The sequence below is a fragment of the uncultured Aquimarina sp. genome (assembly GCF_947495315.1).
Classification (GTDB): Bacteria; Bacteroidota; Bacteroidia; order Flavobacteriales; family Flavobacteriaceae; genus Aquimarina.
The window spans coordinates 316,098-333,119 of the sequence record NZ_CANLYD010000005.1; the positions used below are offsets into that span (position 1 = coordinate 316,098).

A 17,022-nucleotide genomic window follows, 5' to 3' on the forward strand; every position below is an offset into this window, starting at 1 on the left:
GATAACCAAAAACACCCAATGAATGACCAAAATTTAATATCAGGTCGTTATTTTGTTTAAGGTTCTATCGTGGTTTCTTCTGAACCTTTAGTTGTTTTAGAACTAGACGATTTTGTTGTCCATTTTCTGCCCAAGTAATAAAATACAGGTGTTAAAAAGATACCGAAGATGGTGACACCAAGCATTCCGCTAAATACAGCTATTCCTAACGATACACGTAATTCTGAACCTGCTCCTGTTGCAATTGCAAGTGGAACAACTCCTAAGATAAATGCCATTGCTGTCATTAAAATTGGACGTAAGCGTAATTGTGATGCTTCAATAACTGCTATTCTTAAATCTTTACCTTGGTCTTCTAACTGTTTTGCGAATTCAACAATTAAGATCGCATTTTTACTGGCCAGTCCTACGAGTACCACTAAACCAATTTGTACCATAATGTTATTATCCAATCCTGCTAAATCAATACCAATCATCGCTGAGAGTAATACCATTGGAACAATAAAAATTACTGCTAGCGGTAGTACTAAGCTTTCAAATTGTGCAGCTAGTAAAAGCAATACAAATATCACAGCTAGTAAGAATGCTATACCTGCCGTATTTCCAGATTGCTTTTGTTGATATGCTAGCTCTGTCCATTCAAAAGAAATGCCTTGAGGTAATATTTCGGCAGCAAGTTCTTCCATTTTGTCTAAAGCCTCACCTGAACTATAGCCTGGTGTTACATCACCTAGTAGTGCAGCCGCAGGATATAAGTTATACCTGGGGATACGAGATGAACCTGCGATATCACTTTGTTTACTTATAGTTCCTAAAGGCACCATTTCTCCTTTGTTATTTTTTACTTTAATACGTGAGATATCATCAGGTGTTAATCGATTAGGTGCATCAGCTTGAGCGGTAACTTGATATGTTCTACCTAAATAATTGAATTCGTTAACAAATGCTGAACCTAAATACACTTCTAAAGATTGGAAGACATCAGCCACATTAATTCCTAATTGCTCAGCTTTTACACGGTCGATATCCAGATATAATTGAGGTGTTTGATTATTGAAAAACGTAAATACATTACTCAAAGCTGGGTCTGCATTTGCAGCTGCAGCCAATTGGTAAGTTGCATTTAATAATGCATCGCTTCCGAGGTTAGCTTTGTCTTGAACCATCATTCTAAACCCTCCTGCATTACCAATACCACTAACTGACGGTGGCGGGATAACTACAACAAATGCATCGTCTATCTGACTCATTTTTCCACGTAGTGTTCCTAAGAGTTCTTCGTAATCAATGCCTTTTTCTGTACGAATATCAAAATCTTCTAAGGTTACGAAAATTGCTGCTGCATTAGATGCATTTGTAAATGATGCTCCGTCAAATCCAGTAAAAGATATGGTAGTTTCTACACCGTCTACTTCTAATAAGCTATCTAAAGCCTCTTTTACAACTTCATCGGTTCTACTTAACGAAGCTCCTGCTGGTAATTGAATTACTGTAATAAAATACTGTTGGTCCATAGCAGGTACAAATCCAATTGCTACACGATTAAATTCAAAACCAGTAAAACCAATTAAGCCTCCGTAAACAACTAGTACCATTACTCCTGAGCGAACTAACTTGCGAACGCTATTGCCATAACGGTTAGAAAGGCTATCCATAAATTTATTGAATCCATCTCCTATAAACTTAAATGGTCTTATCAATAAAGGTATTTTTTTGTTTGGGTCGTGTACTTCGTGACGCATTAATAATGCTGCCATCGCTGGACTCAATGTTAAAGAAACGAATACCGAAATTGCAGTAGCTACTGCAATGGTTAAACCAAATTGCTTATAAAACTGACCTGAGATGCCATCTAAAAAAGCAGTTGGTACAAATACAGCTATTAATACTAATCCAATTGCAACTAATGCTCCTCCAACTTCATCCATTGTCTTACGTGCAGCATCTTTTGGTGACAATCCTTTTGCTAGATAGCGTTCCATATTTTCAACGACAACAATAGCATCATCTACAACGATTCCGATGGCTAATACAAGTCCGAATAATGTTAAGTTATTTAAAGAAAATCCTATTGCTTGCATTACTGCAAATGTTCCAATAAGAGAAACAGGGATTGCTAATATTGGAATGATAGCTGCCCTCCAAGATTGTAAGAACAATAGGATAACAAAAATCACTAGCAGTACTGCTTCAAAAATGGTTGTATATACACTATCAACTGACTTTTGTACAAACTCTGTTGGGTTGTAAGCAATTTTATATTCTAAATCTTCTGGGAAATTTTTAGAAAGTTCAAGCATTTTTGCTTGAATATCTGCTGCCGTTTCTAAAGCGTTACCACCTGGCTGTTGGAAAATAGGCATTGCAATAGCTGGATCTTTTCCTAAATAGCCCTTGGTTGCATAATTTTGAGCTCCTAATTCTACTCGGCCTACATCTTTTAATTGGACAATGCGACCGTCTTCGCCTGACTTAATAATGATATTTTCAAACTGTTCGTTAGTAATTAGTTTTCCTTGCGTTTGTATATTAATTTCAAAAGCGGTTTGCTTTCCTGATGGTAGTGTATTTAATGTTCCACTTGCTATTTGCACATTTTGTGTACGTAATGCAGCAACAACTTCACCTGCAGTCATATCAAGATTGGCAATTCTATCAGGGTCTAGCCAAATACGCATTGCATACTCTGCAGCACCAAATAATTGAATAGCTCCAATACCTTTAATACGCGCCAATTCATCTTTAAGTTGTAAAGTAGCATAGTTACCTATGTATGTTTGATCATAGGTTTTATTAGGAGAATACATATTCACTACCAATAGAATGTCTGGTGCGATTTTTTCTGTAATGATTCCTAAACGTCTTACTGATTCTGGTAATCTTGGTTCTGCTATTGCCACTCTGTTTTGCACTTGTACTTGGGCTCTGTCAAGATCTGTACCCAATTCGAAAACGACTTGCAAAGTAACGCGACCATCTGCTGAAGATTGAGAGGTCATATAAATCATTCCCTCAACACCGTTTATTTGTTGCTCTAGAGGCGTAGCTACCGTTTCAGATAGTGTCTGTGCATTCGCACCAGGATACGTAGCGGTTACCTGAACAGTTGGTGGTGCTACATCTGGGAATTGTGATACTGGCAGAGATACGTATGCCAATCCGCCCACGATAAGAATCAGAATGCTCAGCACCGCTGCGAATATGGGTCTTTTTATAAAAATGTGACTGAATTTCATTGCGCTAGTTTTTTAATGTTAGACAATAGTATCCCTGTCGCTCTCTTTTTGATCTTTAGAAGAGTAGACCTGAGAGTGATGTATTAGGATACACTATGTATTGTTAGGTTTATTTTGTTTTTTCAGAAGCTAATGCTTCATTATTCTCTTTTTCCAATGAAGATTCTACTGGACTTATTACTACACCAGGTCGTATTTTTTGAATGTTATTTGTAATGATTTTGTCTTGAGATGAAAGTCCACTTCTTATAATGCGAAGTCCGTTTGTATGTAAAGGTCCTAAGTCTACATTTTTAGTAGTGACCTTATTGCCTTCTCCTAAAACATAAACAAAACGAACTGATTGGTTGGTACCAATGATTTCATCTGGAATCATAATAGCTTCGTGCTCTGCACTTCCTAAAAGACGAGCTTTACCGAACATTCCTGGTTCTATTAAATTATCTTTATTATCAAGAATTGCTCTTGCTTCAATAGTTCCTGTGCTTCTGTCTATCTCATTATCCACAAAATCCATTTTGGCTTCGTGTACATACTCTTCCTCATCCTGAAGTTTTAGAAAAACAGGATTCTCTGTAGAACGTGAAGAACCACGTTCTCCATTTCGTGCTAATCGTGAGTATTTTAGAAAGTCTGATTCACTCCCGTTGAAATAAAAGTAGATTGGACTGGTTGCTACTATAGTGGTTAAAAGCGTTGAGTTTGATGTTCCGCCATCTATCAAATTACCTTGATTTACCATATCGCGACTTATGCGACCTGAAATAGGTGCCTTCACTTTTGTGAACTCGAGATTTAATCTTGAATTATCGACTGATGCTTGAGCTAGTTGTATAGAAGCTTTTGCTCCAGCAACTGCTTGCTGACGACGGTCATATTCCTCTATGGAAACTGCTCCAGATTCTCTAAGTGATTTTACTCTATTGAAGTTATCTTCAGCTGTTTTCATAGCAGCTTGTGCTTGTCCGTAAGATGCACGTGCTTGATCTAATGCAATTTTAAAAGGACGTTGATCTATTGTAAAAAGAACATCTCCTTTTTTTACGTTTTGTCCATCTTTAAAACTTACGTTTTCTACATACCCACTTACTCTTGCGCGAACTTCTACGCGATTACTTGCTTCAAAGCGTCCTGTGAAATCATCCCATTCTGTAATTTTTTCAAATACTGGATTAGAAACTTCAACTTGCATTGCTTGTGCTGCTTGTGCTGCTTGTGGTATTTCATTTTTAGTTTTTCCTTCGCCGTCATTAGTTGTAAAAGCAACTACTACCATAGTAACTAGAATTAGCCCTACAAATATTCCAACTTGCTTAGCCGTTTTTTTGGTGTTTAGATTTAATGTTTTCATTGTATTGTATTTTTAAATTGTGTTTAACTTTATTTTACAGTACAAATGTATTGAGGAAGTCTCCCTGTGAGTTAACCATAATCAAAGCATAAATGACCAAAATCTATTATTAAGAAATTATAGTTGTTTTCTTTGTTGCTTTTGTTAGTTTTTTGAGCCTAGGATTTGCTTTAAGTCGCTCAAATCATCATTAATTTTATGTTCTAATACTCGGATATAGATTTGAGTAGTTGAAATAGTATCAAATTTAGTGTTGCTCTAAAAACCAGAAAACCACCCAAATCATATAGATTGAGTGGTTTTGATAAGAATTTACATTCTTTTTTGTGACCTCGGCAGGATTCAAACCTGCAACCTCTTGAGCCGTAATCATAAGTTAATGGTGTTGGTTGTTATTGGCTTGTTTATAAATACTTTGATAATCAGTATTTTATGATATTTTTATTATTATTTGTTTATAGGTTTTATCTCTTTAATTAGTGATTTTGTGTGCAAATTTTGTGCAAATGAATTATGTTTGCACAAAAGTAATTCACTATGAGTTATAGTATTTCAATTTTTCACGATACCAGGAGACCTAAAAAGAATGGATTATGCCCAGTCAAACTTCGAGTATATGCTACGAACTTGAAAAAAGTAAAATTATATCCTCTAAATATAGATCTTTCTGAAAAAGACTTTGAAAAAATATGGGAACGTAATACAAGGGTTAGAGGTACGAATGAAGATCTGAGAATAGAATTAAGTAGTATTGAAAATAGAGCCAATGATGAAGCTAAAAAAATTAGTTTTTTCAATTTTGAAGATTTTGAAAGAAAAATGTTCAGAAGGTCAACTGATGGTGATAATGTATTCTATCATTTTGATAAAGAAATAAAACGAAACCTTAGACGAAAGAAAATAAATACTGCGGATGGATACAAATACACCTTAAAGTCTTTAACCGATTTTTTATTACATAAAAATAGTTCGGTAAACGATAGGTTTCCTTTCGGAATGATAACCCCAAATTGGTTAGAAGATTACGAGGAGTATATGTTGGAGAAGGGTAAGAGTGTAACAACCATTGCTATCTATTTACGGAATTTAAGGGTAGTTTTTAATCACGCGATAGAAGATGGAGATATTAATAGAGATATGTATCCGTTTGGTGAAAAGAAATTTCAGATTTCGGAAGCTGGAAAAGTTAGGAAAGCATTAAACCAACAACAATTATCGATTTTTTTTAAAGCGAAACCAAAAACTCCTGAACAGAAGAAAGCAAAAGATTTTTGGTTTTTTAGTTATGCTTGTAATGGAATGAATATGAAAGATATTGCATTACTAAAGTATGCTGATTTTGACGGTAATTCTTTTCATTATTATAGGGCTAAAACTTTTCAGAAGTCTAAACGAAAAACAAAAATCAATATCTACCTAAATGATTTTGCCAAAGAAATTATCAAAAAGTACGGAAATAAATCTCAGTCAGGATATGTGTTTCCAATAGTAGAAGATAATATGTCAGCGGCAGACATTACAAAACATATTAAAAATTTCAACCGTTTTATCAATCAGCATATTAAGAAAATAGCAAAGAATAGTAAGTTACCAGAAGATATTTCTTTTTATTGGGCTCGACATAGTTTTGCGACCAACGCAATAAGAAAGGGAGCAAGTATGGAGTTTATTAGCGAAGCTTTAAACCATAGTGGTTTAGATGTAACCAAAGGGTATTTTGCAGGATTTGAAGATGAAGCGAAAAAAGAATTTGCTAAAAATTTAATGGATTTCTAACATGCTATGGCGTATCCGAAAGAAGATTTAATTAAGGATTTACAAAAGTTTAGCACAGTTGCTGAGCGATTAGATTTTTTTAAAAATAGTAAGGAAAAACATTCTCATCTGCCTGTTGATACTACAGAAGAAGTAATTACCAGTTTACAAATCCCTATTGATATTTATAAACTGTTCTTTGAGCAGGAAGAAAATACAGCAGAATTTCGATTTTGGTTTTTACAATATAATGCAAAATTGATTTTTGAAAAGGTCAAAAGAGAAAGAAGTATCGATGAAAAATTACTTTCTCCATTACGAGATCCAATTATCAAAGGAGAATTAAAAAAGATTCAAAATTTAGAAGGTACTGCAGAACAACTTTTATTAGATGGAGTGATTGATATCTATGCTAAGGAGGTTCATTTACAATACCAACAAGAAATAGAATATTTAAGGATCAAAGCAAACTATTATAAGTCTAACGTTTTACCATCCATAGATTGGAATCAAGAAGTAGTTCGTGTGTATGCTATCCATATATACTTAAAAGAATTCTTAGAAACTGAACTGCAACAATTTACCGGAGACATTCTGGATGTCATTGCTTTAGAAGAATTAGAAAAAGAAAAAGCAATACCGGATAATATCACTGATCATACGAATCTTTTAGGTTTACATGATGACCACGGACTAGCACCATATAAAGAAAATAGAGAACAGGGATTACCTATTTTCAAACAATCTATTATTCTATCATTATCTAGCATACTACAACCTTATTTTTCAGAACAAGATTTTTCCTTTATCGAATTATTATTTGAAACCGCTCAAAATGTACAAAAAAAGTTAGTTTTTCTGTCAGAAGGGAATAAGCTAGCAGATGTCTTTTGGCAATTGTACGAGAATAAACTCGTATTCAATTGTAACAAAACGCAATTAGAAAAATGGATTGCTACTAATTTTCAATATTCTGAACGGGGAAAGGTTAAAGGTTTCGTCCCAAAATATCTCAATAAAATCATTTCTACGGATCATCAAACCTGTAAAAACCCAATCTTTTACATACACAATGATTTCTCTTCCGGAGAGAAACTGTTAAAAACTACTTAAAAACAGGCGGGTTTTAGTGGGGTAACCTATTTACCCCCTTGATACCCTACAAAGCAAGCTCATAACATTGCGGTATAAAAATTAAAATATACCGTTATGGAAGAATTATCATTTGACAAATTACCAAAAGCCGTTGCAAAACTTAGCAATGAAGTAAGTGAGATCAAAAGAATCTTATTACAAAGCAAAGATGAAGAACCTGAAAAAGACAAACTTTTTACTGTAAAGGAAGCGGCTGAATTCTTGGAATTATCTGTGCCAACTATCTATGGGTATGTACAACACAAACAGATTCCTGTGATGAAAAAACATAAGCGATTGTATTTTTCTAAACAGGAGCTTATGGACTGGATTAAAGGAGGAAGAAAGAAAACGATATCCGAAATACAACAGGAAGTAGACGAAGCATTATCCTTCAAAAAGAGAAAGATATGATTACAAAGAAACATATACTTTCTAAAACGCACTACGGATTAAATGTTTACAGTTATATCTTAAAGCAACATTTTCCAGAAGAAAAAACAGTGTTATCGGTAAACAATCGAGATTGTAAACCTGTAAACAACCCATTTTTACTGGAATATAGTGGTAGTTTAAAAATTAGTATTGCGAATAATAATGCTGCTTACCAAGACCTAAAAGACAGCAACTTTAAGGGAGATGTTTTTGATTTTGCACAATTACATTTTAAAGCTACAACAGAAGATGAATTGCTGATCAGAATTAATGATGTATTACATTTAGGATTAGAATCCAAAGTTTCGGATTATGACAGGAGATTAGAACAAATCAACCACGCTTTGGACGCAATCCCTGATCAGGAGTGGAATCCAAGATTTAGTTATTATTCAAAAAACCTTTATAATCTCTATGCTACTAAAACAATAAGTATTTATGAGACCTATAAGATGGTTACCGATACGAGTAGGAAATATCGAACAGATACCATTAGAAAACTTGTTACAGAAGAAGAACAGCGGAAATACAAAAAAAGCAATTTTGATTATGTCACCTTTTCTGGAACCTTTACTAAGCGGAATAATGCATCGCTTATCAAACATTCAGAACTTCTTACCATTGATATAGATGAGATAAGTACTGTTAATAAGCTTCAAAAAATCAAAGAAAGGTTGTTGGAAGATACATATTTTGTAACTGAATTGTTGTTTACTTCTCCAAGAGGAAAAGGATTGAAATGGATTATTAAAATTTCCTTAAAAGAGGCTACCCATCTAGAATATTTTCAAGCTGTATCGAATTATTTCGAACAAACCTATAATATTAAAGTAGATGCTAGCGGAAGTGATGTGAGTAGAGCTTGTTTATTACCTTATGATCCCGAAGCTTATATACACTCTAAATACATATTAGAATAAGATGGCAGAATTTGATGTTAGAGCATTTCTTAATATCCAGGAGAAGACTATACCGAATAACGTAAATACAACACCAGTTTATAATATTTCAGATACCAAGGACGCAGTAGAACAATTAATACAATGGATAGAAACTACAGGTACAGATATGACTTCTAATTATGAAGATTGGTTAAAAATAGGGTTTGCATTGGCAGACGAATTTGGACAGATAGGAGCATCTTACTTTCATAGGGTAAGCAAATTTTATTCTAAGTATAAACATCAAGAATGTGAAAAACAGTATACACAATGTCTAAATGGAAAAAGAACAGGAGTAACTATTGGAACACTTTTTCATTATGCGAAGAAAGCTGGTTATGTGCCAGAAAAAATACATTCATACAATAGTGCTATTAATAATGAAGATAAAGAAGTAGCACTCCCAAAGAAGGAGTTAGCTGAGTTTTCAACCTTTATTTTTGATGAGTTACCAGAGTTTTTAAAGAAAGTAGTGCATACAGCTAGTAATTCAAAAGAAAGAGATATACTCCTTTTGGGTGCTTTGACATCTATTAGTGCTTGTTTACCCAATGTTTATGGAATCTATGATAGGTTTACCGTATACCCAAATCTATTTCTGTTTGTTACTGCACCGGCTTCTTCGGGTAAAGGACGAGTTAATTTATGTAGAAGATTAGTCAATCCCATTCATATACAGAAACGGAAAGAGACTAGCACTGAAAAAATACAATTTGAAGTAGAACTAGCGGAATATAACCAACGTAAAAGTAAAGATAATACTCTTGTAAAACCCAACAGGCCTTTGGAGAAAATGCTGTTTATTCCAGCTAACAGCAGTGCTACAGGAACCTTTGAATTATTGGCGAATAACGAAGGAGTAGGGTTAATCTTTGAAACTGAAGGAGATACCTTGGCTCAAACCTTTAAAAGCGAGCATGGGAATTATAGTGATGGATTTAGAAAAGCATTTCATCACGAATCTATTAGCTATTATCGAAGAACGGATAGAGAGTATGTGAATATTGAATGCCCTAAATTATCTGCTGTTTTAACTGGAACACCAAATCAGGTAAGGACATTAATGCCGAATTCGGAAAATGGACTATTCAGTCGGTTTATGTTTTACCATATGGATCGTCAGCGGCAATGGAGAGATGTATTTGCTAATGACGATGAAGAAGGATTGGATTTAGTATTTGATAGATTAGGAGAAGAATTTATGATATTTCATTCACAATTAAGATTGATTTCTAATGGAGTAAAAGTTCATTTTAGCACCGAACAAGCAAGACGGTTTAATGAATTTTTCAGAAAAGAGTATAAAACCTTTTTATTCCTCGAGAAAAACGGAATGGAAGCTTCCTTGTTTAGGTTAGGATTAATTTGTTTTAGGATAACAATGATATTATCAGTATTACGAATGATGGAAACTGAAAACCTGGAGACTGTAAAAGAATGTGAGCCAAGGGATTTTGAAATTGCATTATTTATGATCAAAACATTACTAGCACATATGGAGAGCGTATTCTTATACCTACCTAAAGAAAAACTAACGCTTCCTCGTCAAAAAAATATTAAAGAATGTTTCCTAGACGAATTACCATCACAATTTACGACACAAGGCTATCGCGATATTTCAAAAAGATTAAAGATATCTCAAAAAAGTGCGGAACGGTATATTAAACAATTTGTAGAAAAAGGCTATCTACAACGAAAATTTCATGGTCAATACCTCAATATAATCAAAAAGAAATAATGAGGTTTTTAAGGGAATAGAGGATTTTGAGGTTTCAAAACCTCAGAAGTCTTAAAAACCTCAATATCCTCTCATTTATTTTTATGTGTTAAATTTTTCCATTTCGATATCTATAGCTCCATTCTTTTTAGAAAAGAAGTAGATCTCGCTTATCGTTTGAAAAGATTGTGCTACGAATATTCTAAATGACTTTAATAAAAATTTATATGATTAATAAACTTTCTCTGCATACGAAGAAGGTTTTATTCCTGATCCATATGCTAAGGCAAGCGCTTTTGTGAATTCTGCTCCAAAGAATAAAATAAGACTAGAATACGAAACCCACAACAGTATTAATATTACAGATCCTGCTGCGCCAAACGTGGATCCAGGATTGACCGTTCCAAAATAAATGCTTAAAGCATATTTGCCAATACTAAATAAAATTGTAGTTACGAAAGCTCCTAACCAAACATCTGTCCATTTCATTTTTACATCAGGTAATACTTTAAATATCATAGCAAATAGTACCGTGGTTAAAACAGTGGATAATATGAAATTGATAATCAGAATAACATAAATGATAATATCTGGGAAATGCCTGCCTATCCAATCGGTAGTTGCAGTTATTAAAGTGGTCAATACCAATGATGTTAAAAGTAGAAGACCAATCATAAGAATCAATCCTAAGGAAAAAATACGGTCTTTAATCATTTTTAATATTTCGTTTTTTGGTTTAGGCTTAACACGCCAAATCGTATTCAAAGACTTTTGTAAAGCAATAAACATTCCTGTTGCACCATAAAGAAGTGTAAAAATACCAATGATAATTAATAAGGTAGGTTGTTCTTGATCTATAGCATTTTTGAGCATTATTTCGATGGTTTTAGCCACATCTTTTCCTAGAACATCAGTAATTTCATTTAAAATTTTTCCTTTTACCTCATTTTTTTCATAAAAAAGACCAGTAGTCTGAATAATTATAATTAACAGTGCAGGAAAAGAAAATAATGCATAGTAACTTACTGCTGCACTCATTTGGAAAGGCTCATTAGCAGTCCAATTTTTATAGGTAGTTATGAGAATCTTAAAGAATGATTTTATTGGTATTAGTATGTGTTCCATAATACTAAAAGTAAGTTAATCGACGACTTCATTTATAATACTTCCTGTGGTTCCATTTGGATTTGAAATGCCTAATAAAACTGAAATAGTAGGTGAAATATCTGATACTGTGGTTTTTATATTTGTAAACCCTTGTGATATACTGTTTCCATAAAATAGTAAGGGGACATGAGAATCATAAGCATATCCACTTCCGTGTGAAGAACCGGTTCTTGAATATGCAATTATTGATGGAGCAAGTGTGTAAAAAACATCTCCACTTCTCTTTTTATGAAATCCTTTTTGGAGTAACGCTCCTGTGCCGAATGCATAGCTCATATTTTCTAGTTGATTTCTTGTATACACTTTGTCTATACTTTCAAGAGTTAAAAGATACCTAGCAATTTTTTTTTGAATTTCTCTTACATCAAGATTTTTATTTCTTATCAACTCATAATTTAAAAATACTTGATTGTTTGATATGTTTTCAATGATCTCATCGTTTTGATATAAAGAACTGATATAATGTTTCGTGTTTAAATGAACAGAGGCTTCTTTAAAATATCCTGCCGGAATTTTTACTGATTTTAAATATTGGGGAACTTGTGTTGCTCCGTGATCAGAAGTTAGAAAAACGGTGTATTTATTTTTACCTACTTTCTTGTCTAAAGTCACTAGCAAACGTTCTATATCCTGATCCAGTCGAAGATAAGTGTCTTCGGCTTCCTTAGAATTTACTCCGAAATTATGCCCAATGTAATCTGTACTAGAAAAACTGATCGTTAAAAAATCGGTATGCTCATCCTTTCCCAATTTTTCTCCTACTATTGCTGCAACCGCAAAATCAACAGTTAAACTGTTTCCATATGGAGTATGCTTTATAATATCATACTGGCCATTAAATTCTTTAAGTTTTAGTAAATCATAAGGAAATACGGCTTTTTCTTTTCCTTTAAAACCTCTCTCAAATTGTGTGCTATCATTTCCACTCGCGGTATAAGACTCAATTTCATAAAGTGTATCCCAATTCATGAAATAAGAATCAATCACGTTCGATTCGTTAAAATTCACAACCCACTTGGGTAGTCTAGTCATATAATAAGAAGATGAAATCCAACTTCCTTGTCCCTTTCCTCTAAACCAGTAGGCAGCATTAGCTGTATGTCCTCCAGAAAGTATCGCTCCTCTGTCTTTAATGGCGATACTAATAGTTTTACCTCGCATTTGAGTATGCAAACGATTTTGATCGGTTATAGTAGTAACTTTTAATTTTATTGGAGACATTTTACCGGCGGAACTACTTGTGCCAACCGGAGAGACCGTATTATCTTCAACGCAATATACTTTTTGCTTACTTATTTTATCATACCAACTATTGCCAATAATACCGTGGTTTTGAGGAGTAGTACCTGTGAAAATAGAAGTATGTCCAGGCGCGGTAGTGGTCGGGATATAATCAACATGGTGATTTTTACATGAAAAACCATTTCTAATCATTCTTTTAAACCCGCCTTCACCAAATCGATCATAAAAGCGAGTGAGATAATCATACCGCATTTGATCAACCACAATACCTATGACAAGTTTAGGTTTTATTTTTTTTGTATCGTTTTCAATTTTTTCTTGAGCATTTGCGGATAAAAAAAGTAGCACGATGATACTGATTAATCTAAAAATCATAAAATCAAATTCATAATAAACCTCAAAATAGTCAAAAAGCACGTAAATTGATAGTTATTTATTGATACAGGTAAAACTTATATGGATTGTGTCAAAATTTGGTACAATTTATTCCAATATTTGTACTACTAGAATACTACTCGCTAAATAGGATTAATGAAGTTTAAAAAATATACACTATTTGTATACATACTGATGCTTTTATGTCATCTTCAACTGATATCACAGGATATGGAGATGATAACTCCTAATAAAGAGAATTATGGTATTGATCAAAAACATAAAATTATTGTATGGAATTTTAAGATACCAGATTCTTTGAATTCTAACAGTAATATGCTAAATATAAATTTTGAAGGCGGTTATATGTTTTCTTCATCATTAGATAGTTTGTCATATACAAGAAGTTACAATGTGAACTATAATAGTGAAATATTTAAATTATATATTACGCAACTACCCGTTATTAAAATAACTTCAGAAGAAGCTATAAAAGATGACCCAAAAGTTCCATCTCAATTTACATTTGCTAACCAAGATAGTATTAAGATTGCTATAGCAGGCGTTGAATTGCGAGGTAACATTTCACTAAAATTTCCAAAAAAATCCTATGATTTAGAGTTTTGGAAAACCCCTGAGGAAGAAACTTCGGTTGATATGATGTTTGGAGACCTAAGAGAAGATGATGATTGGATTTTAGATGGGTTGTATAATGAACCACTTCGTTTACGATCTTTTTTCTGCAATAAACTGTGGTTATCGATTAACAAGCCTTCATATATAAATCAAGAAGAGGGGGCAAAAAGTGGTATTGATTTAATGCTTTCAGAAGTCTTTTTGGATTCAAAATATATCGGAATACACGCGCTGACTGAGCAAGTAGATCGAAAACTTTTACAACTCAAAAAACTTAAAAAAGGTAAAGTAAGAGGTGAGCTATTTAAGGCAGGAAGTCATAATGGAGCTCCTGCATACAAGATGGCACCAAAATATAAAAATATTTTCCCTCATTGGGCAGGATACGAGGTAGAGTATCCTTTTGTAAATTATAAAGCTCAATGGAAAAACATTTATCGATTTACCAAATTCGTGATCAAATCTAAAGATTCCACATTCAAGAAAAGAATAGCAAAAAAGTTTAACTTGGATAATGCTATTGATTATTTTTTATTTATTAATCTTGTTCGTGCTACGGATAATCTGGGGAAAAACTTCTATGTTGCGAGATATGATAAGAAAACACCTTACTTTAATGTACCTTGGGATTTAGATGGTGTTTTAGGAACTATTCAGGATGGTAAAAGAATTCCAACTACAAATGATATTTTAAGCAATGGGTTATTCGATAGATTGCTTAAAGTGAATCCAAGTAACTATCGAAACCGATTAAAAGCTCGCTGGTTTTCTCTAAGAAAACAACAATTTAGTAATGAAATATTATTTAAAAATTTGAAGGAGTCTTATGATTATTTCGCAAATAATAAAGTGTACGAAAGAGAAACATTAATTTGGCCCTCAGATGTAGCGTTATCTGATCATTTAGATTATATGGAATCTTGGTTGTCCAATCGTCTTCGATATTTAGATACTTATTTTAATGATTTACCGTAATTTTTGATTGTAACATTCAAAAAAAAGGCTTCTTTTAATGAAAAAGTAGTCATATCCATCAAAAGAGTTACCCTTTATATCATATGCATTAATGTCTCTGCTAGTTCTAATTTATCTTGCTAACAGTAATGCAATATTCACAAAATTTAAAAATAATTCTAATTCATAGTCTCTACTTAGCGACTATAAGTAATATTATGGCTTCATTCGATACTACACATTTGACTAACAAAATTATTCCTTTATCAATTATTAAGGAGGCTGGAATAGCACTATCACATTATCCAGAATTAGAAGAAGTGAGCATCGAATTTAAGTTTAAGTCTTCTCTAACGAAGTCATTTATGAAAGCACAACCAAAGTTTTCTTCGATTTTTAGATCAAAAAAGAAAAGAGCTTATGTCATTTTGATGAGTGAAATTTTTAAAATAGACAGTTTACAACTCTCTATTAAAGATGTCCCAGAAAATGTATTGATAGGTTGGTTGGGACACGAGTTAGGTCATATTATGGATTATCATAGAAGAAGTAGTTTGAATCTTATGCTATTTGGAATACAATACTGGATTTCTCCAAATTACATAAGAGAGGCAGAGCGTATAGCAGATACCTATGCAATAACACATGCGATGCAAGATTACATCTTAGCAACTAAAAAGTTTATCCTTAACCATAGTTCCTTATCTGAAAAATATAAAGCACGTATTAGAAGACTATATCTATCTCCTGATGAAATATTGATTTTGGTTAAGGAGCAAGAGACAAACAAATTGAAACTTTGAATATACTCAACTAACTATCATTTAACTAAAAAGAATACTAATGAAAGCTATACTGGAAAAAGCAGAAAATTACATATTCGAACTCTTTAAGGAAAAATTACCCACGACGTATTTATACCATAATTTTCTGCATACACAAAGAGTTGTAGAAAGTGTAAAAGAGATTATCGAAAAAACTGATATTAGTAATGAAGACTCAGAAGCTGTTCAGATTGCCGCTTGGTTTCATGATGCAGGATATATTAAAGGAGAAGAAAACCACGAAAAAGAAAGTGTACGAATAGCATCAGAATTTTTATCAGAATATCAAATAAGTGACAAGGCAATAGCGATAATAGAAAACTGTATTTTGGCGACAGAGTTTGAGAAAAAGCCAAATACTATTCTTGAAGAAATTATCAAAGATGCCGACAGCTCTCATTTGGCTAAAGATTATTTTGCTGAAGTGAGTGAACTTCTGCATCAGGAGCTAATACTCCTAGGTATTTCGGAACTTTCTGGAAAAGAATGGAGAGCTGAAAATGTGAAATTATTTTCTAAACAACACAAATACTATACCCGATATGCAGTTGAAAATTGGGAACCAGAAAAAAATAAAAATTTATTAAATCTTGTTAAAAAACAAAAGAAAAATAAAAAGAAACACAAAAAAGAGGTTGTCAAAGCAAAACTTAAGGCAAAATACAAAGACGAAAGCCCGGAGAGAAGTATTCAGACCTTATTTAGAGTCACCCTAAGAAATCATATTAAGTTAAGTGATATAGCGGATACCAAGGCTAATATCTTACTTTCCGTAAACGCGATTATTATTTCACTGGCGCTAGCAAATCTAATTCCTAAACTTGATGCAGCAAGCAATCGTCACTTAATGATTCCTAGTTTAATTTTAGTACTCTTTAGTGTGGCCTCTATTATTTTATCAATAATGTCTACACAACCAAAAGTAACTGGAGGAGAGTTTACTACAGAGCAGGTAAAGAATAGAAAAGTAAACTTATTATTTTTCGGGAATTTTTACAAAATGCCTTATGAAAGATATCAATGGGCAATTGATGAAATCATTAATGATAAGTCCTATGTATATAAAATGCTGACCAAAGATCTTTATTTATTGGGACTGGTGTTGAAGAAGAAGTATACTTTATTAAAAATAACATACATCGTATTTACCATAGGAATTATACTATCGGTACTAGCTTTTATTATAGCCTTTACAGGTATAGATTTAGTAGAACAAGTAGGTAATCCAGAAATTTTAGATAAAATCACAGAATAA

General features: G+C 33.0%; 12 protein-coding genes. 8 read left to right on the top strand and 4 right to left on the bottom strand.

Going from position 1 to position 17,022, the window contains the following annotated elements; genetic code table 11:
* Nucleotides 1–56: 56 nt before the first annotated feature.
* Both Q0910_RS11430 and Q0910_RS11435 read right to left on the bottom strand, forming a co-directional pair.
* Nucleotides 57–3,236 carry a multidrug efflux RND transporter permease subunit gene (locus Q0910_RS11430; RefSeq protein WP_299216190.1) on the bottom strand — a complete coding sequence of 1,060 codons (3,180 nt, stop codon included), beginning with the start codon at nucleotides 3,234–3,236 and terminating at the stop codon, nucleotides 57–59.
* Between the two features lie 109 nt (nucleotides 3,237–3,345).
* Nucleotides 3,346–4,587 carry an efflux RND transporter periplasmic adaptor subunit gene (locus tag Q0910_RS11435; RefSeq protein ID WP_299216193.1) on the bottom strand — a complete coding sequence of 414 codons (1,242 nt, stop codon included), beginning with the start codon at nucleotides 4,585–4,587 and terminating at the stop codon, nucleotides 3,346–3,348.
* A 537-nt stretch (nucleotides 4,588–5,124) separates the two neighbouring features.
* Between Q0910_RS11435 and Q0910_RS11440 the strand changes: the two genes are divergently transcribed.
* The 5 genes from Q0910_RS11440 to Q0910_RS11460 all read left to right on the top strand — a co-directional run bounded on the left by Q0910_RS11440 (nucleotide 5,125) and on the right by Q0910_RS11460 (nucleotide 10,590).
* Complete coding sequence (locus tag Q0910_RS11440) at nucleotides 5,125–6,363, top strand: site-specific integrase (protein ID WP_299216198.1); 1,239 nt, start codon at nucleotides 5,125–5,127, stop codon at nucleotides 6,361–6,363.
* A 6-nt stretch (nucleotides 6,364–6,369) separates the two neighbouring features.
* On the top strand, nucleotides 6,370–7,455 hold the full coding sequence (locus Q0910_RS11445) for a hypothetical protein (RefSeq protein ID WP_299216201.1): 1,086 nt from the start codon (nucleotides 6,370–6,372) through the stop codon (nucleotides 7,453–7,455).
* Nucleotides 7,456–7,551: 96 nt separating this feature from the next.
* A complete protein-coding gene (locus Q0910_RS11450; protein WP_299216204.1) occupies nucleotides 7,552–7,890 on the top strand; it encodes a helix-turn-helix domain-containing protein in 339 nt (112 codons plus the stop codon).
* Entirely contained in the window at nucleotides 7,887–8,831 is a 945-nt protein-coding gene (locus Q0910_RS11455) for a BT4734/BF3469 family protein (RefSeq protein ID WP_299216207.1), read from the top strand. Before Q0910_RS11450 ends, Q0910_RS11455 begins: the two co-directional genes overlap by 4 nt.
* Nucleotide 8,832: 1 nt before the next feature.
* On the top strand, nucleotides 8,833–10,590 hold the full coding sequence (locus tag Q0910_RS11460; protein WP_299216210.1) for a DUF3987 domain-containing protein: 1,758 nt from the start codon (nucleotides 8,833–8,835) through the stop codon (nucleotides 10,588–10,590).
* A 210-nt stretch (nucleotides 10,591–10,800) separates the two neighbouring features.
* Here the strand turns inward: Q0910_RS11460 and Q0910_RS11465 are convergent, their stop codons facing one another.
* Together Q0910_RS11465 and pafA are read right to left on the bottom strand one after the other, a co-directional pair.
* Nucleotides 10,801–11,694, bottom strand: a complete 894-nt coding sequence (locus Q0910_RS11465) for a YihY/virulence factor BrkB family protein (RefSeq protein WP_299216213.1) — start codon at nucleotides 11,692–11,694, stop codon at nucleotides 10,801–10,803.
* 15 nt (nucleotides 11,695–11,709) lie between these two features.
* Nucleotides 11,710–13,353: an alkaline phosphatase PafA gene (pafA, locus tag Q0910_RS11470; RefSeq protein ID WP_299216215.1), complete on the bottom strand. Its 1,644-nt coding sequence runs from the start codon at nucleotides 13,351–13,353 to the stop codon at nucleotides 11,710–11,712.
* A 156-nt stretch (nucleotides 13,354–13,509) separates the two neighbouring features.
* Between pafA and Q0910_RS11475 the strand changes: the two genes are divergently transcribed.
* From Q0910_RS11475 to Q0910_RS11485, 3 genes are all read left to right on the top strand, one after another.
* A complete protein-coding gene (locus tag Q0910_RS11475) occupies nucleotides 13,510–14,964 on the top strand; it encodes a CotH kinase family protein (RefSeq protein ID WP_299216218.1) in 1,455 nt (484 codons plus the stop codon).
* 197 nt (nucleotides 14,965–15,161) lie between these two features.
* Nucleotides 15,162–15,746, top strand: a complete 585-nt coding sequence (locus Q0910_RS11480; protein WP_299216221.1) for a M48 family metalloprotease — start codon at nucleotides 15,162–15,164, stop codon at nucleotides 15,744–15,746.
* 40 nt (nucleotides 15,747–15,786) lie between these two features.
* Nucleotides 15,787–17,022: a Pycsar system effector family protein gene (locus Q0910_RS11485; protein WP_299216224.1), complete on the top strand. Its 1,236-nt coding sequence runs from the start codon at nucleotides 15,787–15,789 to the stop codon at nucleotides 17,020–17,022.

Bases quoted from the DNA above. Each gene is read 5' to 3' on its own strand.
- Q0910_RS11465 (WP_299216213.1), bottom strand. From the start codon at position 11,694: ATGGAACACATACTAATACCAATAAAATCATTCTTTAAGATTCTCATA.
- Q0910_RS11455 (WP_299216207.1), top strand. From the start codon at position 7,887: ATGATTACAAAGAAACATATACTTTCTAAAACGCACTACGGATTAAAT.
- Q0910_RS11440 (WP_299216198.1), top strand. From the start codon at position 5,125: ATGAGTTATAGTATTTCAATTTTTCACGATACCAGGAGACCTAAAAAG.
- Q0910_RS11450 (WP_299216204.1), top strand. From the start codon at position 7,552: ATGGAAGAATTATCATTTGACAAATTACCAAAAGCCGTTGCAAAACTT.
- Q0910_RS11460 (WP_299216210.1), top strand. From the start codon at position 8,833: ATGGCAGAATTTGATGTTAGAGCATTTCTTAATATCCAGGAGAAGACT.
- Q0910_RS11430 (WP_299216190.1), bottom strand. From the start codon at position 3,236: ATGAAATTCAGTCACATTTTTATAAAAAGACCCATATTCGCAGCGGTG.
- Q0910_RS11475 (WP_299216218.1), top strand. From the start codon at position 13,510: ATGAAGTTTAAAAAATATACACTATTTGTATACATACTGATGCTTTTA.
- Q0910_RS11480 (WP_299216221.1), top strand. From the start codon at position 15,162: ATGGCTTCATTCGATACTACACATTTGACTAACAAAATTATTCCTTTA.
- Q0910_RS11485 (WP_299216224.1), top strand. From the start codon at position 15,787: ATGAAAGCTATACTGGAAAAAGCAGAAAATTACATATTCGAACTCTTT.
- Q0910_RS11445 (WP_299216201.1), top strand. From the start codon at position 6,370: ATGGCGTATCCGAAAGAAGATTTAATTAAGGATTTACAAAAGTTTAGC.
- Q0910_RS11435 (WP_299216193.1), bottom strand. From the start codon at position 4,587: ATGAAAACATTAAATCTAAACACCAAAAAAACGGCTAAGCAAGTTGGA.
- pafA (WP_299216215.1), bottom strand. From the start codon at position 13,353: ATGATTTTTAGATTAATCAGTATCATCGTGCTACTTTTTTTATCCGCA.